The 20,719-nt window shown below is 62.5% G+C and carries 24 protein-coding genes and 1 riboswitch; of the genes, 8 read left to right on the plus strand and 16 right to left on the minus strand.

Going from position 1 to position 20,719, the window contains the following annotated elements; all coding sequences use genetic code 11:
- Positions 1-3: 3 nt before the first annotated feature.
- Positions 4-1,362 carry an FAD-binding protein gene (locus tag A7A08_RS07690; protein WP_069094917.1) on the minus strand — a complete coding sequence of 453 codons (1,359 nt, stop codon included), beginning with the start codon at positions 1,360-1,362 and terminating at the stop codon, positions 4-6.
- A gap of 195 nt (positions 1,363-1,557) precedes the next feature.
- Between A7A08_RS07690 and A7A08_RS07695 the strand changes: the two genes are divergently transcribed.
- Positions 1,558-2,937, plus strand: a complete 1,380-nt coding sequence (locus tag A7A08_RS07695) for a flavin-containing monooxygenase (RefSeq protein ID WP_069094918.1) — start codon at positions 1,558-1,560, stop codon at positions 2,935-2,937.
- Here A7A08_RS07695 and A7A08_RS07700 read toward each other — a convergent pair.
- Entirely contained in the window at positions 2,934-3,734 is an 801-nt protein-coding gene (locus A7A08_RS07700) for an SDR family NAD(P)-dependent oxidoreductase (protein WP_069094919.1), read from the minus strand. The two genes, A7A08_RS07695 and A7A08_RS07700, sit on opposite strands and share 4 nt — an antisense overlap.
- 161 nt (positions 3,735-3,895) lie before the next feature.
- Here A7A08_RS07700 and A7A08_RS07705 point away from each other — a divergent pair, with 161 nt between their 5' ends.
- A complete protein-coding gene (locus A7A08_RS07705; protein WP_141693899.1) occupies positions 3,896-4,264 on the plus strand; it encodes a hypothetical protein in 369 nt (122 codons plus the stop codon).
- 109 nt (positions 4,265-4,373) lie between these two features.
- On the opposite strand, the gene A7A08_RS07710 is transcribed toward A7A08_RS07705, so the two are convergent.
- Both A7A08_RS07710 and A7A08_RS07715 read right to left on the minus strand, forming a co-directional pair.
- Complete coding sequence (locus A7A08_RS07710; protein ID WP_083226564.1) at positions 4,374-5,936, minus strand: DHA2 family efflux MFS transporter permease subunit; 1,563 nt, start codon at positions 5,934-5,936, stop codon at positions 4,374-4,376.
- Complete coding sequence (locus tag A7A08_RS07715; protein WP_069094921.1) at positions 5,933-7,039, minus strand: HlyD family secretion protein; 1,107 nt, start codon at positions 7,037-7,039, stop codon at positions 5,933-5,935. Before A7A08_RS07715 ends, A7A08_RS07710 begins: the two co-directional genes overlap by 4 nt.
- A gap of 240 nt (positions 7,040-7,279) precedes the next feature.
- Positions 7,280-7,442, plus strand: a riboswitch (TPP riboswitch).
- A gap of 41 nt (positions 7,443-7,483) precedes the next feature.
- Here A7A08_RS07715 and thiC point away from each other — a divergent pair.
- Positions 7,484-9,391 (plus strand): phosphomethylpyrimidine synthase ThiC, encoded by a 1,908-nt coding sequence (gene thiC, locus A7A08_RS07720; RefSeq protein ID WP_069094922.1) that lies wholly within the window; start codon positions 7,484-7,486, stop codon positions 9,389-9,391.
- Positions 9,392-9,412: 21 nt separating this feature from the next.
- Complete coding sequence (locus A7A08_RS07725; RefSeq protein ID WP_069094923.1) at positions 9,413-9,766, plus strand: UBP-type zinc finger domain-containing protein; 354 nt, start codon at positions 9,413-9,415, stop codon at positions 9,764-9,766.
- 38 nt (positions 9,767-9,804) lie between these two features.
- Here the strand turns inward: A7A08_RS07725 and A7A08_RS07730 are convergent, their stop codons facing one another.
- Positions 9,805-11,259, minus strand: coding sequence for an ATP-binding protein (locus A7A08_RS07730; RefSeq protein WP_069094924.1), 1,455 nt, complete (start codon positions 11,257-11,259; stop codon positions 9,805-9,807).
- Between the two features lie 233 nt (positions 11,260-11,492).
- Entirely contained in the window at positions 11,493-11,921 is a 429-nt protein-coding gene (locus A7A08_RS07735) for a DUF4345 domain-containing protein (RefSeq protein WP_069094925.1), read from the minus strand.
- A gap of 161 nt (positions 11,922-12,082) precedes the next feature.
- On the opposite strand from A7A08_RS07735, the gene A7A08_RS07740 reads away from it, so the two are divergent.
- Positions 12,083-12,466 (plus strand): hypothetical protein, encoded by a 384-nt coding sequence (locus A7A08_RS07740; protein WP_069094926.1) that lies wholly within the window; start codon positions 12,083-12,085, stop codon positions 12,464-12,466.
- Positions 12,467-12,840: 374 nt separating this feature from the next.
- Here the strand turns inward: A7A08_RS07740 and A7A08_RS16230 are convergent, their stop codons facing one another.
- The 10 genes from A7A08_RS16230 to A7A08_RS17340 form a co-directional block, all read right to left on the minus strand.
- Positions 12,841-13,134, minus strand: a complete 294-nt coding sequence (locus A7A08_RS16230; RefSeq protein ID WP_069094927.1) for an EF-hand domain-containing protein — start codon at positions 13,132-13,134, stop codon at positions 12,841-12,843.
- A 362-nt stretch (positions 13,135-13,496) separates the two neighbouring features.
- Positions 13,497-13,943 carry a hypothetical protein gene (locus A7A08_RS07750; protein WP_069094928.1) on the minus strand — a complete coding sequence of 149 codons (447 nt, stop codon included), beginning with the start codon at positions 13,941-13,943 and terminating at the stop codon, positions 13,497-13,499.
- 231 nt (positions 13,944-14,174) lie between these two features.
- Entirely contained in the window at positions 14,175-14,423 is a 249-nt protein-coding gene (locus A7A08_RS07755; RefSeq protein ID WP_069094929.1) for a hypothetical protein, read from the minus strand.
- Between the two features lie 11 nt (positions 14,424-14,434).
- Positions 14,435-14,812 (minus strand): hypothetical protein, encoded by a 378-nt coding sequence (locus A7A08_RS07760; protein WP_069094930.1) that lies wholly within the window; start codon positions 14,810-14,812, stop codon positions 14,435-14,437.
- Positions 14,813-14,864: 52 nt separating this feature from the next.
- Complete coding sequence (locus A7A08_RS07765; protein ID WP_069094931.1) at positions 14,865-15,107, minus strand: hypothetical protein; 243 nt, start codon at positions 15,105-15,107, stop codon at positions 14,865-14,867.
- A 9-nt stretch (positions 15,108-15,116) separates the two neighbouring features.
- A complete protein-coding gene (locus A7A08_RS07770) occupies positions 15,117-15,581 on the minus strand; it encodes a hypothetical protein (protein WP_069094932.1) in 465 nt (154 codons plus the stop codon).
- A gap of 42 nt (positions 15,582-15,623) precedes the next feature.
- Positions 15,624-16,364, minus strand: coding sequence for a vWA domain-containing protein (locus tag A7A08_RS07775; RefSeq protein ID WP_069094933.1), 741 nt, complete (start codon positions 16,362-16,364; stop codon positions 15,624-15,626).
- A gap of 67 nt (positions 16,365-16,431) precedes the next feature.
- A complete protein-coding gene (locus A7A08_RS07780) occupies positions 16,432-17,334 on the minus strand; it encodes a D-alanyl-D-alanine carboxypeptidase family protein (protein ID WP_083226568.1) in 903 nt (300 codons plus the stop codon).
- A gap of 147 nt (positions 17,335-17,481) precedes the next feature.
- On the minus strand, positions 17,482-18,531 hold the full coding sequence (locus tag A7A08_RS17335) for a serine hydrolase (protein WP_342586641.1): 1,050 nt from the start codon (positions 18,529-18,531) through the stop codon (positions 17,482-17,484).
- Positions 18,420-19,175, minus strand: a complete 756-nt coding sequence (locus A7A08_RS17340) for a serine hydrolase domain-containing protein (protein WP_069094936.1) — start codon at positions 19,173-19,175, stop codon at positions 18,420-18,422. The genes A7A08_RS17335 and A7A08_RS17340 overlap by 112 nt, the downstream gene beginning before the upstream one ends.
- 162 nt (positions 19,176-19,337) lie before the next feature.
- Here A7A08_RS17340 and A7A08_RS07795 point away from each other — a divergent pair, with 162 nt between their 5' ends.
- The 3 genes from A7A08_RS07795 (at position 19,338) to A7A08_RS07805 (ending at position 20,686) form a co-directional block, all read left to right on the plus strand.
- On the plus strand, positions 19,338-19,592 hold the full coding sequence (locus tag A7A08_RS07795; protein WP_069094937.1) for a YrhK family protein: 255 nt from the start codon (positions 19,338-19,340) through the stop codon (positions 19,590-19,592).
- A gap of 139 nt (positions 19,593-19,731) precedes the next feature.
- On the plus strand, positions 19,732-20,076 hold the full coding sequence (locus A7A08_RS07800) for a hypothetical protein (protein WP_141693900.1): 345 nt from the start codon (positions 19,732-19,734) through the stop codon (positions 20,074-20,076).
- Positions 20,077-20,329: 253 nt separating this feature from the next.
- On the plus strand, positions 20,330-20,686 hold the full coding sequence (locus A7A08_RS07805; RefSeq protein ID WP_141693901.1) for a hypothetical protein: 357 nt from the start codon (positions 20,330-20,332) through the stop codon (positions 20,684-20,686).
- The last annotated feature ends 33 nt before the right edge of the window (positions 20,687-20,719 follow it).

The raw sequence follows: 20,719 nt of genomic DNA on the forward strand, positions 1-20,719 counted from the left end.
GGGCTACAGCAGCTCGCGGAAATAGCGGTCGAGAAGGCGCTCTTCGGGATCGGCCATCTGGCGCGCCTCGTTGAACTTCGTCAGACGCTCCTCGCCAAATGCGTTCTGAACCTGGTCGCGGGTCAGGAACGGCGTCTGGTTGAATAGCGGCGTACCACCATTCTCGCTGCAGAACGCATTGTAGGCCTTCAGGAAGGTCTCCCACTCCTTGCCGCCGGTAGAGGCGGGATCGATGCTCAGGCCTGCGCTGTTCCAGGTGTAGGAGAACAGGTTGTTGCGATCCTGGGCGACGGAGTAGCCGACGCTCGGCAGATTGGTCCGATACCCCGTACGATCCTCGTATTGGATCAGGAAGTCGCAATAGCGCTCCAGGATGTCGAAGAAGCCCTCTTCCGGGAACGACCACATGCTGAAGATGTATCTGTTCAGGCCGGGGTCGCGGGGATAGCTGATGATCTGCTCGTGAGGCCAGGTCTTGTCACCGCCGATGAGACGGGAGAGACCGAGGCGCAGCAGACTGAAATGGATGCGGTCCAGACCGTGGCGGATCGCCTTGTTGGGCGCCCATTCCTCGATCTTACGGGTGATCAGCGGGTCGTATTTGCGCCAGAACCGGTTGCGGTATTGCCAGCGGTGGCGCTGCTTCGGCGTCTCGGAGGGATTGTCCTTCTTGAGCTCGACGACCACGCGCTTCTCGTAGGGGAAGATGTAATACATCACCGCGCAGCCGTCGGCCTTGTATTGGGGGAAGCGCTCGCGGAACTCCTTCAGGCTGAGATTGCGGTGGCGAAGCCACAGCGCTTCGGTCGGGCGGGTGCGGATGGTGATCTCGAAGACGATGCCCAGCAGCCCGTAGGAGGAGCGCATGAGATACATCTCCTCCGGGTTGTCCGTCTCGTTGATCTCGCGGATCTCGCCGGCCGGCGTCACGTAGCGCATGGCGGTGACGTAGGATGAGATCTGGCCGAACTCGTCGGGGAAGGAGGAATCCTTGGTGGCTGCCGTCGCCATGGCGCCCAGGGTCACGTTGCCGATCTCGGTCATGACGTGGAATTGGAGACCGTGCTTGCGGAGCTCGCGGGCCAAAGGCAGGAAGGTGATGCCGGCCTCGACGGTCACCGTACCATCGCCGATCTCGAGGACTCGGTTCATCCCCAGCATGTCGACCATGGTGCCTTCGTCGCCGTTCATGCGGGCGGTGGAATGCATCGAGCCTTTCGGCCGCACGGGCGAGGGGAAACGATCCTTGTTGGTCAGGATCTCAACCAGATCCTGCGCGCTCTCCGGCTTCACCAGCACCTTGGGGCTATAGTCCCAGGTTCCGTCCCAGCTCTTGATCTTGACGTTGTGGCGAATTTCCATGCCATCCCCCAAACAAAGCGGTTGGGACATTAACTGAAACGGCGCGGGCTGCCACCCCGTAGAACAGGCAATCCCTGCAGGTGGCCGGGGCTTTTTGCCGCTTCGCGCGGCGGCGGCCCGGTTGGGGCTGTTTCGGTCCAGCGCTCATGTTAAAGGACGGTTGTGGTGTCCAGGAGTTCGGGCGAGGGGTTTGCAGTGTCCGAGACTACGCAGCAGAAGCGATATTGCATCATCGGCGCCGGGGCTTGCGGTCTGCCCGTGGTGAAGGCCCTTGCCGAGCGCGGCATCGCCTTCGACTGCTTCGAGCGGCTCGGCGATGTGGGCGGTATCTGGAACCAGGAAAGCCCGCACCGGGTCTACCACTCCACCCATCTCAACTCGTCGATGAAGCTGACGCGGTACCGGGATTTCAAGGCCGCAGAAGATCTGCCGTACTATCTGAGCGCGGCCCAGGCCGAGGACTATCTGCGCGCCTACGCGAAGCATTTCGGTCTCTACGACAAGATCACCTTCAACGCCGAGGTGGTGCGTGCGGAGCGCGTCCGGGACGGCTGGAACGTCACCGTGAAGGGCCAGGCCCCGCGAAAGCACTATGATGGGCTGATCGTTGCGAACGGGCACCATTGGTCTCCGCGCCTGCCCGAATACGACGGCGACTTTTCCGGCGAGACGATCCACTCCCACGATGTGAAGTCGAAGGAGCAGCTCCGGGGCAAGCGGGTGCTTGTGGTGGGCGCGGGCAACTCCGCGGTCGATATCCTCTCGGATGCCGCGGCGGAGAACGGACGCGCCGTCCACAGCATGCGCCGCAGCTACTACTTCTTCCCGAAGATGGTGCTCGGCAAGCCGACGGATCAGTTCGTCGATCTGACGAGCCGCTGGCCCTTGCCGCGCAGCGCGATGCGCTGGCTCTACCGGATGGGGATGGGTGTGCTTGTCGGCCGCCACCATCGCTATGGTCTGCCGGAGCCGGATCACGATCTGTTCGAGGCCCATCCGACCGCCTGCACCACCTATCTCGACCATATCGTGCATGGACGCATCGCGGCGAAGCCGGGCATCGCGCGCCTCGACGGCAAGACGGTGCATTTCACGGACGATACGAGCGAAGAGATCGACATGCTGATCTTCGCGACCGGCTACGATCTCACCTTCCCCTTCATGGACGAATCCCACGTGCTCGACGAGGCGGGACGTTCAAAGCTGTTCCTGCATTGCTTCGACCGGACGGCGGACGACTTCTTCGTGGTCGGGCTATTCGAACCGGCGGAGGGGGGCGTCTGGCAGCTCGCCGACTACCAGGCGAAGCTGATCGGGAGCTATCTGGTCTCGATGGTTCGAGCGCCGGAGAAAGCCAGGTGGTTCGCCAAGCTGAAGAGGGAGGCGCATCCCGATATCGGCCACGGTATCCCCTACAAGGGCACCATGTGGCACAAATTCGAGATCCAGCATTACCGCTTCCGGACATACATGAAGCGGCTTCTGAAGCGCTTCGGCCCGGTGGCCGACGAGGCGCTGGACGGGCGCAAGCTCGATACGGAGATGGTTCAGCAGGAGCTCAATAAAGCGGCCTAGGCCCTCTTCCACGCCTTCTTGGATGCCTTGCGGATTTGGCTCGCGACGAGGCCGGGTGCGATGGCATTGAGGAGGAAGAGCGCCTTGTAGAGGGCCGGCTTTACGATCACAGGCTTGCCGGCCTCCACCCCCTCGACGATGGCCTCGGCAGCCTCCGCTAGGCTCAGGGTCGGCAACAGGCGTTCGTCGGTCTCGGGCAGGTTCTCGCGGCTGCCGGGATTGTGCTCCCAGTAGGCGCTTTCTACGGTGCCGAGGACGATCAGACTTACGCCGATGCCTTGAGGCTTCAACTCCGTGCGCAGCGCTTCCGCGAAACCCTTCACGGCGTGGCGGGCGGCGATGTAGGTGCTGGCGTTGGGCCAGGCGAAATAGGCGCCGGGAGAGGCGACGAAAGCCAGGCGCCCGGAGCCGCGATCCACCATGGCCGGGAGCAGGGCGCGGGTAAGATAGACGCTCGCGAAATAAGGCACGGCTATCATCTTCACGGCCTCTTCGGTGCTCGTCTCCAGAAAGGGCCGCCAGCGGCCCGCGCCCGCATTGTTGATGACGAGGTCGGGAACGCCGGCCTCTTCGAGAAGCGCATCGGCCGCCCGCTGGACGGCGCGGTCGTCGGCGAGGTCAACGGGGTAGACATCGGCGCGGCCACCCGTTTTGCGGATCTCTTCCGCGACGGTTTCGAGGCGCTGGCGGTCGCGGGCGAGCAGGAGGCAGCGATGACCTTTGGCGGCGAGCTGTCTGGCGGTTTCAGCGCCGATGCCGCTGGATGCGCCGGTGATGAGGGCCAGTTTTTCGCTCATCTCAAGCCTCTTGTGCGGTCTCGGCGCGATTTCCGAACTGTGTGGCGTGACGGCTACAGTCGCAGAGGAATTCTCTCTCGGCCTGTCTACGATACTGCGGAGGGAGCGGCAGCGATATATTCTGAGACTTCTTCTTAACGCTAACAGAGGGGACCGGTTGGATGGGCTCGTTTACTCGCGTCTTTGGGATGGCGCTTTTGGTGGCCGTTATCGGCATGACCTTTCACGCGTCGGCGCAGGCGCGCTGCGTCGGTATTTCTGGAACGGCTGACGGCTTCGATCAACAGACTGCGATTTCGCGCGCTCAAGACTCGGTCGCGCAATCCGTGGCGGGGATCAAGTCCCAGTATCGTGTGCGCTCGGTCAGCCTGAGCCCGCGCAAAATGCAGCCGCAGCCTTATTGGCGGGATGAGGTCACGCCGGACCTCTACGTGAAGCCCGATATCGTGACGAGCCAGACCCATACGGTTTGCTGGCACGGCGTGGTTTCGCCCTATGTCTGCACGTCGGGCGCACGGGCCTGCTTCTAGTTCTCGATGGAGAGCTAGGCGAAACGCTTCGCTTCTTGGATGAAAGGCCCTCGGATCCGTCCGGGGGCTTTTTCTTTTGGGGCTGGGTGCGGCGAGGCCGGGAAGGCGCTTAGCCGGCCGCCATGACCATGGGCCCGTCGGTCTGGGTGCGCTTCATGATGAAGACCACCGGCAGGATCGCGAAGGTCACGATGCCGATGAACCAGAACAGGTCGACAAAGGCGAGGAGCTGGGCCTGCTTGGCGATCTCGATCACGAGGGGCGCCATGGAGGAAGGCACGTCGGGATCGAGGCCTGCCTGGTTCAGATAGGTTCGCAGCTCGGGGTTGAACGGGCTCACGTGAACCGTCAGCTGGCTCCAATGCACCTGGCCCTGGCGCGCCAGCAGCCAGCTGACCACGGCGATGCCGATGGACGAGCCGATGCCGCGGGTGAGGGCGAAGAAGCCCGAGGCCTCATCCAGCTTGTCGCGCGGGATATCGCTGAAGGCGACGGTGGTGAGCGGCACGAAGAACATGCCCATGCCGATACCGGCGATCACGCCCGGCCAGGCGATGGCCCAGGCGTCCGCCTGAAGGGTCAGGCCGGCCAGCATCATGGTGCCGATGGCGGAGACGATGATGCCGCTGGCGACGAGGATGCGGGCGTCCATGAAGTTCAGCAGGATGCGGCCGGTGATGGCCAGGGCGATGGCGCTGGCCACGGCTCGGGGCATGAACAGCATGCCGGCGCTCATGGGCGGGTAGCCCATCAGCCGCTGGGTCAGGAGCGGCAGGATGGCGATGGAGCCGAAGAGGGTGACGCCATATGCCATGATGGCGATCAGCCCGGCCGTGAAGTTCCGGTTCTTCACCAGGGACAGGTCGACGATGTTCTTCGAGTAGTTCCAGCCGCGCATGAAGAAGGCGATCCCGGAAAAGACCGTGACCGCGGTCAGCACGACAATGAGCTTTGAATCGAACCAGCCCTTGGACTGCCCCTGATCGAGGACGAATTGCAGGGAGCCTACGCAGGCCACCAATAACAAGAGCCCAGTCCAGTCGGTGTTGAGGTCCTGGGTGCGCGACTTGGGAAGCTGGCCCATGGCGAGGAGCAGGGCGAACATGCCGAGCGGCACGTTGATGTAGAAGACTGCGCGCCAGACGAAGGTCTCGGTTAGCCAGCCGCCGAAGGTCGGCCCCAGGATGGGCGCCACCATGATGCCGAGGCCAAAGATGGCGAGGGCCTGGCCGTGCTTTTCCTTGGGGAAGGCGTCGAGCAGGATGGCCTGGCTCAGGGGCACCAGCGGCGCGCCGAACACGCCCTGGAGCAGCCGGAACACGACCATGCTTTCCAGGTTCCAAGCCGTACCACACAGGGCTGAGGCGACGACGAAGCCAAGGATGGAGCCGGTGAGCAGACGGCGCCTGCCGAAGCGCTTGGAGAGATAGCCGGTCAGGGGCATGACCACGGCGGAGGCGACCAGGTAGGAGGTCAGCACCCAGGTGATCTGATCCTGGGTGGCACCGAAGGCGCCCAGCATATGAGGGGTCGCCACGCTGACGATGGTGATGTCGAGGACTTCGAGCACCGCGGCCAGCACCACGGCGACCACCAGCGCGAGAGAGGGCTTGGGATGAACCTCCGGCTGGGGGACGAGCGGTACTGGAACTTCGGCGGTGGCTTCCGTCATTGAGCGGCCTGCGCGTCCCCATTCTCGGCGGCAGCAGCGGCGGCACCGTCGCCCTCACCCTTGTCACCCTCGGTCGTGTCGACGGTAACGGTGGCAGTGGCGCCGACGCGCAAGGGCATGCCCTTGTGCTGATCCGGCTTGGGAATGCGCACGCGGACCGGGAAACGCTGGGTCACCTTCACCCAGTTGCCCGACGCGTTCTCCGGCGGCAGCACGGAGAAGGTCGCGCCGGTGCCGGGGCTGATGCTTTCCACGACGCCGTTGAACCTCACACCCGGATACATATCGAGGTGGATATCGGCGTCCTGGCCCGCATGAAGGCGGGCGATGTCGGTTTCCTTGAAGTTGGCGTCGACCCACCAGTGATCGCCCTCGATGATGGCGAAGAGCGGACGGCCCTGGCCGACGGTGGTGCCGGGGCGGACGTTGACCGTGGAGACCGTGCCGCCGCCCGGCGCCAGCACGTGGGTCTTCATGCGGTCGTAGATCGCCTTCTGGAGCTGGGCGGCCGCGGCCCGGAGCTTCACCGTCGGCGTTGAGATGGTGAGATCGGCATCCTGGGCCTTGGCGAACGCCTTCGCGGCATCGTCATACGCCTTCAGGGCGTCGCGCCAGCTCTTCTCCGCCTGGGTCAGCTGGTCGGAGGTGGTCGCGCCCTGCTTGAGGTCGTCCTTGGCCTTCTGGTAGCTGGCGAGGGACTCGTCGAGGGCGCGGCGCTGCTTGTCGAGGGCGTCGGCCGCGTTCTTCAGCTCGTCGGCGGCGGTGCCGGAGGCCGCGGCGGCTGCATCGAACTGCGCCTTCGCCCCGCGCACGGCGGCATCGTAGAGAGTGGGGTCGAGATCGAAGAGCGGATCGCCCTCTTTCACCTTCTCGTCGGTATCGACGTAGACCGATTTGACGACGCCGTTCACCTCGGGGGCGACCCGAACGATGTCGGAGCCGATATAGGCGTTCTCGGTGCTGGGATAGTAGGTGCGGTACTGCCAGTAGCCGAACATGCCGGCCACCATGAGGACGAGCAGGACGCCAAGCGCTATCCAGCGGGTCCTCACGGACAGCAGGCGTTTCGGCTCTTCGGATTCGCTGGAAGCGGTCTCGGTCACTTCTCGTCCTAACCTCAAATGAACAGGTAAAGTATTGCGCTCATCTGCGCATGACATGCCGATCATCCCAAGGATCGGCAGAATTATGGCGTGGCTTAAACTGACTGATGCTGCGCTGCAAGGGCTGGATGGTTAACGGCGAAGTCTTACCTCTTCGTGAGCGGGGCGGCCGGAGCGCAAATAACGCGTCCGCAATCCTTCCGCTCCGGTTGAATGTCACCTCGGCGAGGCCTACTCTCTTTGTGTTCCGAGGGGTGTCCCAGGCAAGGGACTGAGACGCCGCGATCGCATCCTCCGGACGGTCCATCTCTAGACGTTCGATGGACCGGAGCGATGCGCCTAGCGGTGACCCTTTGAACCTGATCCGGGTCACGCCGGCGAAGGGACGGGAACCGTTTCAAGCCGCTTTCCCGGCAGACTCCTCTCACACACAGGAGCTTGCCGATGAACAAGCCATTTTCACCGACCGATATCGAGACCTCGCAAGGCGCAGGTCCCGACGTTTCTCCGAAAGTCACCACCGGTCCGCTGACCGGCAGCCGCAAGGTCTATTCCGCGCCTGAAAGCGATGCGGACCTTCGGGTGCCTTTGCGGGAGATCAACCTCGCCGATCCCGACATGCCGGCCTTCCGGCTCTACGACACGTCCGGGCCCTATACGGACGAGAGCGCCACGATCGACGTGGAGCAGGGGCTGCCGCCCTTGCGCCGCCCCTGGATCGAGAGCCGCGGCGCGGTCGAGGCCTATGACGGCCGGAGCATGAAGCCGGTCGATAACGGCAACGTCTCGGGCAAGCATCTCGCCCGCAACTTCCCGAACCTCCGGCAACCGATCCGCGGCGCGGGCGACGCGCCGGTGACCCAGCTCGAATTCGCCCGGGCAGGGATCGTCACGAAAGAGATGATCTATATCGCCCACCGGGAGAATGCCGGGCGAACGCAGGCCGCCGAGGAAGCAAGCGCGCGGCTCGCCGACGGCGAGAGCTTCGGCGCTTCCATCCCCGAGTTTATCACGCCGGAATTCGTGCGCGACGAGGTGGCGAGGGGCCGGGCGATCATCCCGGCCAACATCAATCACCCCGAGTCCGAGCCGATGATCATCGGCCGCAACTTCCTCACCAAGATCAACGCCAATATCGGCAACTCCGCCGTGACGTCTTCGGTCGAGGAAGAGGTGGAGAAGATGGTCTGGGCGATCCGCTGGGGCGCCGACACGGTGATGGACCTCTCCACGGGGCGGAACATCCACAACACGCGGGAATGGATCCTACGCAACTCGCCGGTGCCCATCGGCACGGTGCCGATCTACCAGGCGCTGGAGAAGGTGGACGGCGACCCCGTGAAGCTTGACTGGGAGGTCTACAAGGACACGCTGATCGAGCAGTGCGAGCAGGGGGTGGACTACTTCACCATCCATGCGGGCGTGCGGCTGGGCTACATCCACCTGACGGCGGACCGGGTCACCGGGATCGTCTCCCGCGGCGGCTCCATCATGGCGAAGTGGTGCCTCGCCCGGCATCAGGAGAGCTTCCTCTACGAGCGGTTCGGCGACATCTGCGATATCATGCGGAAATACGATGTCTCGTTCTCGCTCGGCGACGGGTTGCGGCCGGGCTCCATCGCGGACGCCAACGACCGGGCGCAGTTCGCCGAGCTGGAGACCCTGGGCGAGCTCACTAAGGTCGCCTGGGACAAGGGCTGCCAGGTGATGATCGAGGGGCCGGGTCACGTCCCCATGCACAAGATCAAGGTCAATGTGGAGAAGCAGCTCGAGGAATGCGGCGAGGCGCCGTTCTATACGCTTGGGCCGCTGACCACGGATATCGCGCCGGCCTACGACCACATCACGTCCGCCATCGGGGCGGGGATGATCGGCTGGTTCGGCACGGCGATGCTCTGCTACGTGACGCCGAAGGAGCATCTGGGCCTGCCCAACCGGGAAGACGTGAAGACCGGCGTGATGGCCTACAAGATCGCCGCCCACGCCGCCGATCTCGCCAAGGGCCATCCGCTGGCCCAGGCTCGCGACGACGCCATCTCAAAGGCGCGGTTCGACTTCCGCTGGGAGGACCAGTTCAACCTCTCGCTCGACCCGGAAACGGCGCGGCAGTTCCACGACGAGACGCTGCCGAAGGAGGCCCACAAGGTCGCCCATTTCTGCTCCATGTGCGGGCCGAAATTCTGCTCCATGGAGATCACCCAGCAGGTGCGCGATTACGCGGCGAAGCTGAAGGGCGATCAGGCGGCGGAAAGCCCCGAGACGGTCGAGCAGGCGCGGCGCGAGGGTATGGACGAGATGAGCGAGAAATTCCGCGAGATGGGCGAGAAGGTCTACGTGCCGGTGGAGGAGTGACCCCGGACAGGTGAGGTGACCATGGTGGAGCAGCGAGACGGTATCGATCCAACAACGGAGCCGAGCGGCACCGGCTGCAAGGAGTGCATGGCGGAAGGGGCCTGGTGGTTTCATCTGAGGCGCTGCGCCCAGTGCGGCCATATCGGCTGCTGCGACAGTTCGCCGAACCAGCACGCCACGAAGCATCATCACGAGACCGGCCACCCGGTGATCACGAGCTTCGAGCCCGGCGAGCGGTGGTTCTACGACTACCGCACGGAGAAGGTCTTCCGAGGCCCGGCGCTGGCGGACCCGCAATCCCATCCCGAAGACCAGCCCGTCCCCGGCCCGGCCGGCCGTGTGCCTCCGGATTGGGAGAGTTTGCTGAAGGGGTAGGGGGGTGTGTGTGGGGGGCTATGTGAGGGAATTATCTTCTACTTTCCCAAAGAGTCTATTACCTCCTGAATATTTTGGGGACTCAGTGCCCATCTGTACGCCGGGTGGATTTCCCAGTCATAACCAAAATCTACGAATTCATTAGCAAGGAATCTACTCTGGTCAAAATACTGTCGATCAATTCTACCATCTGGCGATTCGCGCCTGGCAGTTATAAAGTCTATTTTATACATAAATTGTATCAGCGATTGGGCTGAAACTCGCCGTCCTCCCGAGAATATCAATGTCGTATGTCCAATTACTTCCTTTAGTTTTGTTGTCAGCTGATCTGTCGTAAATAGAAAACTTTCTGCCGTTCGCCGCTGCTTCTTCGTTGCACGCATATTTAAAAGTAAAGCTTCTATATTTGGGAGTTCGCTTCTGAATTCGTTGACAATATCTTGAAGTCTATCGTTGGAATAACCAACAAAAGCCTGTTCTAAATTAGACGATGATATAATTTTGTTTCCGGATTTGTAGGCGTTCCGCGCGGCGGCATGCATCAACTTCACAAGGTCCCGGGGACGCTTACGAATGAGCGAAAGAAGGACATTATGGATGGATCGTCTGCTCCAGTGGCCTTCTCCCTCAAACCTAGGAACGATAACCCTTGATAGTATTTCTTGAGATATATCCTTCTGCGTCATAGCAAGGATGTCTTTCTGAGACGTATTTTCGCCAAAATATGTGACGATTCTCTTCGCCATTACGGCAAGTATCTCGTGATTCGTCCAGTCTAGCCATATTACGTGTCGTTCGATTTTGTCAGTGGACTCGTCTGAAGTTCTAACCAGAAAATATACATCTGTCCTAAGACCGATTCTGAACGACATCCTGCTCTGAGAACCAGCTAGATCTCTGATGGCATTGAGTAGTGCGGAAATACTTTGGATGTTATCTTTCGAGGCTGCCCATCCTCTATCGATATCATCAACATATACGTGTACGTTTCCGTTCTGAATAAATCGCTCGACAATATTCGTCTTGGCCGTGCTAAGCTGCTCTTTAGCAATTTTTCCTAAATGGCTCTGGATGACGTCCACGATAACACGAGCGCCCTTTTTTAGTACGCCAGAGTCTTCTGTAGTCAGGTGGGAGTCGAGGTGGTCCTTCAATATTGTATCGGCTACAGCTTCAACGAGCCCTAATTTCCACTCCTCAATAAGTTCGTTGAATTCTTTGGATTGTACTCCCGATATTCGGGGAACCAGATCGTTAGGTTGTATCCAGACCGCTAACCTTCCCTGTTCCTGGTCAGCAAGATAAGCGTGACGCAGTAATGCACTTTTTCCGACGCCCTTGTGACCTACCAGAATGCGGATGGGCAACGGTGCGATGACACTTTCGTACGCCTTATTGTAGAAGAAGTAGGCTTTGAATCTTTCGGGAGTTTCATTTTCGGCGTCTTCTGCTCCGAACAACTGTTCGATCGTGACGTCATCAAAATTTGGCATGAGACATTCCACTGGCGGTCATTGCGCGTGCCTCCTTAGATTGAAGGCCGAAGGATCATTCAACTCGTCGGTGCGGTGGTCAAGACCGTCTGAGTGTTCTCATCAACGTTTCCGTCTGGTGCTCGATTTGTCTGCGGCCTGCGCATCTTAAATGACTGTCCGCAGTGAACTGTGCAGCGTTGGTTTCTCCGACGGATGCCACTCGCTTCGTCGAAGCCTCCGCTCTGCCCCCCTCACTCCGGCAGGCGCCAAACCCACCACGCCAGCGGCAGCACCGAGGCCTCCAGCCCTGCGTAGACGATCAGCAGTGGGTCGGGCATTCCTTCGATTGCGAAGCTGAGGAGGCGGCCAGCGAGGAGGCCGCCGGCGAAGACCATGACAGTGAGGATGGCCGCGTTCTTGTGCTTGTCCGTGATGGCGCAGGCGAGCCAAAAGGCGACGAGCGCCAGGTAGAGCCCCATGACCGCCCTGAGGATATGGGCGGTGCTGACGCTCAAGCTCTCTGCCCCGGCTGCGGTGCCGCCTGCAGGCCCGGCGGTGCCTTGCCCAAGGAAGGTCCTGGCGAACCAGTCCGGATTCACGCCGTAGAGAAGCGCGATCACGCAGACGCAGGCGGCGATGAAGATCAGGAAGGCCCGCTTCAGGTCGTAGGATTTGTACACGGCTCCCCCGCTTCTTTCCTGTTGACTTGTTTCCTGTTGACTTGCCCCAGTATCGGGCCAAACGATTTCAGCTGCTAACGGCAACGGCTGCTCTTTCCACATGTCCCGGCCTTCGGGGGACAGATCGCCGCCCGGCGAGGAGGCGTGAGAGGAGCGGAGCGATGTGGATCATCGCGCTTGTCAGCGTCGTCGGAATCGTAGCGCTCGACCTTGTCGGGGGCATACCCGCCGCGAGCGTCGGCGGTCCCATGACGCTATTCTTCCTGTTTCTTCTCGCCATGCTGGCGGTGGGCGCCCACGAGGCCTGGACGAACGAGCGAGGGACCATCGGCTGGATCCTGAGCCTGCTTTGCGCGCTGATCGGCGGCTTCCTCGGGCTGACCTTCGGCACGGTGATCCTGGAGGCGATCCTTCCCCGGCTGCACCTGAATGGGCCTCTGGCCACCGCCCATCACCCGGCGCGGTCGATCGCCTATGCCGGCGTGATGCTCCTCACGATCATGGGGTCGTGGCTCGCGTTGCAGATCGCGAAGCGTCTTCGCTGAGGCAGGTGCCTGGGGCAGGGCCGGGAGAGAGCCAGGGGAGAGCCGGGCTCGTGCGCCAAGAACGAAAACGCCCCGAAACCGGGCAGGGGTGGCTGCCGGGTCTCGGGGTCGTCTTCAGTCCGTTCGGCGAAGCGGGCAACGGCGTGGAGGCAGGCCGCGTGGCAGGCTGGTGGGCGAGGGGCCCGGCCGCTCCCACGGAACCGGACGCCCGTCGCCCGGACTCGCTCACCTCAGTCGGGTCAGCGGATCCAGACACTCGCTTTTCGAGTCTTGCCGTTCGAGTCTTGCCGTTCGCGTCTTGTCGTTCGCCTCTTGCTTTCGCTATGCCTCCAGCGTCTCGCCCGACGCCGGTTGCGCTTGGTCCTATGGCCGGCTTAGCACCAGGATTTGTCGCATTCCCGGAAGCGGGTGCCGTACTCCTCTTTCATGGAAGCGCCGTTTTCCCACTCGGCCTTGCTGATCGAGTTGCTGTTGTTCTCGTCCAGGGCGTTGAAGGTCGGCGCGAAGGTCGCGTCGCCGATCACGTCGGACAGCTTGTTGAACTCGGCGCGGCTGATGGAGCCGCTGCCGTCGGCGTCGAGCTCGGTGAAGCTTTCGCCCCACTCGGCGGCCATGGCGGAGCTCGAAAGCATGAGAATTGCGGCGACGGCGACCCATGTCTTGGTCATTTTCGTTCCTCCCGAACACGTTGTTCCATTGTCTTGGACGCGCCGGTGTCTTTGCAGCCGACGCGTTTGCTGCCGGCGTGCGGCAACCTGACAATTGGGCGCTTTTCGGGGAAATTTTGCCAATGGCAGACCTGCCCGATCCCGCGCGACAATATGTCCCAAAAACCTTTGGGAGATGCGCCAAGCCGGTGTCGGGAGGGGGCGGGCTCTCCCCTTGATCATGGGAGGCGGCCGCCAAGCGGTGGTCTCGCTTAGGGGATCGGCTCCATTCCGGCAAGCGCCGGAGAAGCGCCGTGCAAGCGGAGGAGCCGGGCGGAGGCGCGAACCATGTCACGCCTCCGCGTTTTGTCGAGCCCGGTCGCTTATTTCAGCGTGATGGCGAGGCCGCTGAGATCGGCATTGGCCATGAGGCCGACCTGGCGGCCTTCCAGCTTCAGCACGGCGCCCTTCGGATTCGTCAGCACGATGGCGCGAACGCCCGCGCCGACCGCCAGGCCGGCACCGGCCGCGGCGTAGACACCGGCCACGTCGGACGGGCTCTGGATGTTCTCCACGGTGCCGTTGAGAACGGTTCTGGAGCCGCCGAAGATCAGGCCGTAATCGAGACCGCCGACGCCGAGGCGATAGGTCTTGCCCTTGAAGGTGAGCGTTCCCCGGCCGCCGGAGCCGCCGATGATCCAGCCGCCCTTCAGGATGGTGAGCTGGACGGTGCCGGTGTCGGCTTTTGCCGACGGCAGACCGACGCCGAGCGCCGTGGCGAGCACGAAGGTGGCGACGAAGATATTCCGGAAAATGCTGGCGATGCGCATGGCGCGTTCCCCCCTCTGTTGGACTTTCGCGCTGTTCAACGCATCAGCCCCATGGATGTTGCCGCTCGGGACCCGCGAATCATTCGCAAGGCCTCAACGAAGAAGGGTATGGCACGGAAGGGGCGAAAAGCGGGCGGGGATACTGTGCCGCAAGTCTTCCTTCGTCATTGCCGGGCATGCCCCGGCAATCCAGGGCTGCTGGATCTGGGCTTCCGCCGGGATGACGGTGGGCTAGGCGCTGTGCTCTTCCAGCAGTTCGAAGAGTGCGGGGTAATCGTCGAGCACGCTCTCGTCGCCGGTGAAAACGCTGTACTCGACCCGGTCCACCAGAAACTCGACTTCAAGCCGAATGCCGATCAGCGGGATCAGGACCAAAATGCCATCGTCGCGCTGGTGCTCCAGGGTGTACCAGAAGCGTTTGTCCTTCAGGTAGTTGAGGAAGTGCAGGAGGTCTCCGATGTCGTTGAGCGCAAGGGACATGCGACGGTCTTTCAGCGCACGATCAGATTTCCGAAGACGGGTGGATCGTAGTCGATCAGGCGTTTCTCGCTCGCGTCCAAGACCTCGTTCGGGATGGCGATAGCGAACTGGAAGCCGCTCCCGTCATGCAGCGCAGCGGCGGGATACCTCTCGCGCCGGTCGCCACCGAGATTCAGCCCCGGGCCATGATCCTCTACAGTGCCATCGGGGTATTGCGTCGAGCGGGTCGTTCCCCAGTCGATGGAGACGAGCCAATTGCTTCTAGGGCCGGTGGCGCTCAGGGCTTCGGCGAATTCGCGGGCGTATTCCAGCGCCGCTTCGGAGAGGCTGACCTCCCCCGGCAGGCGGTAATACTCCAGCTGTTCGTCATTATCGTTGGCAGCGCCCATGACTCACTATCGGTTGTTGGTCTGGAATCGGCAAGTCGAGAAGAGTTGAGTGCTACGCGCTCTGCTCTTCCAGCATGGCAAAGAGCGTCTTTTGATCGTCGAGGACGCTCTCGTCACCTGAGAAGATGCTGTAGTCGACATGGTCGTCATAGAAGTCGACCTCCACCCGATGTCCGATCAGATGGATCGACACGGTGAAAGTCTCATGGCTCGAATGCTCCAACTGGAAATAGAGCTTGCGGTCTTTCAGATAGTTCAGGAAGGGGATGAGATCCTGGATGCCGTTTAGGGTCATTGGGGTCCTCTACTTGCGATATTTGCCCCGGCTCAAAAGTTTCATGCAACGTCTTGCCATCGGGTCTCCAGCCTTTGCCAACGCCCCAACTTCACCGATTGTCTTATCGTAGAATTGGCCAGGCAACACTTCATGGATGAAGGCCTTGCATCGCATGGCAACGAAGCTTTCGACGGTCGTTCCCATATCTTCATCATCGAAGCCGCCCGCAATGCGATCCTCACCGCCAGCAAAGTCGTCTGTAACTCTTTCAGCGTTTGAAGGCGTTGCCTCCTCGGTTGTTCGCTCTGCGGCCGCCCCACCTCCATCGCCATCGGTCCATTGACCGCCGTCCGCGTTGCCGGCGAGGACGCGCGGCTGGTTGGGGTTGTATTTGCAGGCACGGACGAAGCGCCGGAAGCTGGCCTCAACCGCTTGAGCTTTGATCTGCCAACTGAGCCGGTAGAGCCGGAATGTGAGCGCGACGCTGTCCATGGGTCAGAGGATACGCTCTGACGGCGCGCCGGGGATAAGCGGCTAATGAACGGCGCGGTGTGACGTCTGCGCGCTTCCGACCAGGGGGCAGCCCAGGGCGCGTTCGAAGGCGCGGACCAGATCTTCATGGGTCTGGGCGGTGACGTAGCGGCCGCCGGTCTGCTTCGCCAGGCATTGCACGTCGAGGACGCTCTGCGGGCCCATCCACTGCACGGCCTTCATTTGATAGGCGATGACGTGGACGGTGACGGCGCCTGTGGCCCGCAGCCTCTTGCCGAGCTCACAGGGCGCGCCGCCGCAGGTCTCCTCTCCGTCGGTCAGGAGCACGACGACGCCCGGCTTGGAGCGGTAGTTCAGGGTTTCCGCCGCCTTCTCCACCGCTGTCGAGAGCGGCGTCTTGCCGGCCGCATCGAGACCGTTCACTGCGGCCATGATGGGCTTCGCCGCGTGAGCGATCGGCGGCAGCTTCAGGTCGACGTTGCATTGGAGATGGGGGCCGGGCCCGTAGGTGATGAGGCCGACCTTCCGGAACTGGGTGACGTTGGGGAGCACCTCGGCGAGTGCTGCGCGCACCTCCTGGATGCGCGTCATCGGGGAGAAGATATCCTGAGTGGTTGCGCCCGCCATGGAGCCGGAGGCGTCGAAGACGATCATCGCGTCCTGAGTGCAGATCTCCATGCCGTCGTCCTGCGCGGGCGCGGAGCCAGGCTGAAGCGCGAGGCCCCCGAATAGGACAAAACTTGCGAGCAGGGTGGCGCCCAGAATGCGGAAAAGCGACTGCATCGGAGCATTTTATCCCTTTCCCGCGCGGTTTGGCAGAGACGATTCGATCAACTCGCGGTGAGGCAGCCTAGCGGCACTCGGCGCTGAACGGAGGGGGCGCGGGGTCCGATATGGATGTCGGACGGTTCATCTCGGGATAATCGCTCGGCAGCCGATCGATCATCAGGCGCACGTCGTCATAGCGGGCCGGATGGGTCGGAGCGCCCAGCACCACGATGACGATGGTCTGGCCGTTGGGGGCGCGCCAGCCGACGATGAGATTGTAGAGGCCCTTTGAGAAATAGGAGCCGGTCTTGGCGCCGACGATGCCGGGCTCGCCGACGATCTCGATGATGTCCTTCATCTGCTTGGCGCGCGGGTTCGGTCCGCCGATCTGGACGGTGCGCTGGGTGCATTGCCAGTAGGGCAGGAGCCGCGGATCGCGGAACGCGTTCGCACCGAGCAGGGCGAGGTCCCGGGCGGTGGAAACGTTGTAGCGGGACATACCGTGGGGATCGGCGACTTCGGTCTGGTTTGCGCCAAGGGTCCTGGCCTTGTCGCGCATGGCCTGGAGAAAGCGCTCCGTGCCGTTGCCGCCGCGGCCCTCCATGGCCAGGATCACGCTGCCGCCGTAACGGGCGATGGCGTTGGAGGCATCGTTTCCGGAGACCAGGAGCATGCCGTAGAGGAGATCCTGAACGCTCCAGACGTCGCCGGGCTTGAGCTCGGCGGTGGAGCCGGGGGCAAGGTCGCTCTGCTGGATGGAAATCCGATCCGAAAGATCGCCGTTCAGGGCGTCCATCAGCACCTCGGCTGTGAGGAGCTTGGTGATGGACAGCATGCGATAGCGCTCGTTCGGTTTCTTCTCGTAATAGACCTGTCCGGTGTCGGCGTTCATGGCGTAGACGGCCTTGGCTGGACGCCGGGCGGCGGGCTTGCGGCGGTGGCGACGCCGGGGACGGCGAAGGCGAGGAGGCTTGCGACCAGGCATAGGCTGGCGAAGGCTCTCAAACGCGGCAATGTCATCGAAGAGGGAAGCACGGGCGCTCTAAGCGATGGTGTTGAGGAACTCGGTCCTGACGGGACTATACGGCAATCGCATGACTCTCGGGTTACTTGTGGACGGCCATGTTCACCGTCAGTTCCGCACGAAGGTGCCGAGCCCGGTGCGGTCGTAGAAGTCCAAGACCACGCTGGCTGCCTTGCCGTCCTTCCCGAACGTGAAGATCGCGCCTGCCAGGCCGTTGGCATTCTCGCCGATAGTATCGAAGGTGAAGGTATCGCCGTCGAAATGGGTGAGCGCGAAGACCGTGGGAGCGTCCGCCGGGCCCAAGGTCATGGAAAGCTTCTCGCCGGCCTCCGAAACGGTCAGAGGGCCGTAATAGCCGTTGGCGTAGCGCCCGGCATAGCGGGTCAGCTTCTGCGCCGGCGCCGGAATCTCGGGCCGCTTCGCATAGTCGACCTTCGGCGATTCGGCGGCGCGCATCTGATCGAAGATGCGGCCCATGAAGCCGGTCCAGTCGACGGTGACGCGGCCATTCTCGGCGACATCCAGGAAAGCGGCTCCAATCGCTTCGGCCACGCCGATGGGCATGCCGTTCGTAAGGACGACGATGCCGAGATCCTCGCCGGGCATGAAGGTGATGTTCGTTGCGGTACCGAGTTCGAAGGCGCCGGAATGACCGATCCGCGCCCGGCCCTGATCATCGTAGGAGACGTTCCAGCCATAGCCGTAGAAGCCCGCCCTGGCCGCGGGCGACGATGGTGGGCCAGGGATGACCTGCGGCACGTGGGTGGCGGCGAGGGCGTCCGCATCGACGATCTGCTTACCGTCGAGCTTGCCCTGACCGAGCTGGAGCCTGGTGAAGCGCAGCATGTCATTGAGGGAGGCGGAAGCGCCGCCGGCGGGCGCCTCGGCGTCCGGATCGCGATCGTAGACGGCTTCCCAGCGGTTTCCGGCGAAGCGATGGTGGATATGGGCGCGGTCCTCGTGGCTCAGGAAGTCCGCGTGCCGATAGCTGGCGGTCGTCATGCCCGCGGGCTCAAACAGCATTTTCTCGGCGAGGTCTTCCCAGATCATCTTGGTCGCCGCAGCGGCCGCGACGGCTCCCGCCGTATAGCCGAAATTGCTGTAGTGATAGGTGGCGCGGAAGGGATCCAGCGGCTGCTGGTCGAGATGGGAAAGGATATAGGCGCGGTCGAAGCGAGATCCTCCAGAAGGTCGCCGGCGCCGGTCTGCAGGCCGCTCCGGTGGGAGAGCAGATCGGCGATCGTGGCGTTCGCTGTGACGTAAGGATCGTTCAGGGCGAAGGCCGGGTTGTGACGTTTCGCGGTGTCCTGCCAGCTCACGATGCCGTCGCCGACCAGCTTGGCGACGATGGTCGAGGCGATGGGCTTCGACACGGAGGCGAGCTGAAAGACCGTGTCGGCGTCGATCTTGCCGTCCTTACCCACCTCGCGAACACCATAGCCCTCGGCGAAGATCACCTTGTCCTTATAGACCACGCCGACGGCGATGCCCGGAACGCCGGTGCGCTCCATGGTCTCCGTCACGAAACCCGGAAGAGCCTCTTTGGCGCGGTCGATGTCGGCTTGCGTGAACAGGGGCGGCATGGGAACCACGGGCGTTTCGAGAAGCTCTCCATCGCCCTTCTGGCTCGGTTTCGCGGCCGCGTTCTGAACATCTGCGCGAGACTCGGCCGCGGCAGAATCCGGTGCCCAGGCGGCGGGCAGGGCCAGGCCCAGGAGACCCAGGATCACAACGGCGAAGCCGATGCGAGACAGCGCCGGACTGCGAGACGAGGAGAGGGTGCGGGCTGCGAAGCTGGACATGTGATTCCTCCGGGCGCGCGCCTGAATGCGATCGCGTTTCGACGGCGCTTGACGTTTCGACGGCGCTTGGCTTGCCCCGCAGCTTCCCATGGTTCAGGTAAAGGCCCGGTGCACGGGTGAGTGCGCCATAGAACGCTACGTTCGGCAAGGAGGGAGGAGGATATGACCGAACTGATCAGGCTTCTGGTCTGCAAATACAGCTGGGTGCATCTGTCGCTCGGCCTGCTGGGGAACACAGCCTTCTTCATCGGCAGCATCATGTTCCTGCCCAGTTTCGAAAGCTGGAAGACCTTCGCCGTCTGGCTTTTCATCGGCGGCGCGTTCTTCATGCTGATCGGCGCGATCGGCCAGTTTCTGGTGTATACGCTCGACGATGTGCCCGCGGCGCCGAAACTTGGGCAAGATCGGGGCGGATAAGCCTCTGAAAAACCCCATTCTTTGCCGGAACCAGCTTCAACGCGGGCAGGTTTATTGGCCGTCGAGGACGGGAAGTGTCCACGGTCCGATTGGCCGTTAGCGCTCTTCCCGGAATCCCACGTTCAGGGAGGAGATTGACGTGCTTAAGCCTATACTTGCTGCGATCGGCCTGACTGTCGCGGGCGCCATGGCGACCACCGCTGCAACGGCCGATTCAACGACCATCCGCGTGACGCCCGCCGTGCAGAGCGGGCCTGTGAGCGCCGAGGTGACGCCGGTCAAGCACTGGCGCCACGATGACGATTGGCGCTACAGCCGCCACCACCGTCACCACGACCGGTGGGATCACGACCGGCGTCGCCATGCCTATTACGATCATCATTATCGCCGGCCGCCTCCCGGCTGGCGGAGCTATCGTTATCAGCCCTATGGCTGGCGCGACCGCGGCTGTCTCGCCATCGGTCCCGTCTGGTATTGCCCGTAGATCGAACGTTTCGCGTTGGGAGAAAGGGCTGCCGGAGTTCGCTCCCGCAGCCTTTCTCTCAGCATTTCAGCTGCCGACGCGTCCCGCCATGGGAAGCGCCTAAACGCCCTCTTCATCAGTTCGCCAGTTTGGCAGGGCGATCCATCCCGGCTTAAGCGAATGGGAGAGCGGCTCTCGCCATAATTGCGCGATAGGTGTTCCGCGTGCCGAGCATCGCCGAATGCCGAGGACCCAACCCTCGAGAGGATTTCACGTGTTGAAATATGTACTCGCCGCCATGACCGTGGCGCTTCTCGCCTTCACAGGCGCGCAAGCCGCGCCCCAGGCGACCTCCCTCACCGTAACCCCGGCCGTCGCCCACGGCGATTCCGCCGGCATGCTGGTCGAGGTGGGGAACAAGAAGTGGAAGCACCGCAACTACAAGCGGTACAAGCATTACAAGCACGACCGGTACTATCGCGATCGCCATTATCGCTACGACCGGGATCGCTACTACCGCCATAACTATTATCGGCGCCCGCCCCCGGGCTGGAACCGCTACAGCTATCGCCCCTATGGGTGGAGCCGCCGCGGCTGCCTTGCGTTCGGGCCGGTTTGGTACTGCCCATAACAGGTCTGAATTTCAGATCTGACGCGATCAAGG

The organism is Methyloligella halotolerans, from assembly GCF_001708935.1.
Lineage (GTDB): Bacteria > Pseudomonadota > Alphaproteobacteria > Rhizobiales > Methyloligellaceae > Methyloligella > Methyloligella halotolerans.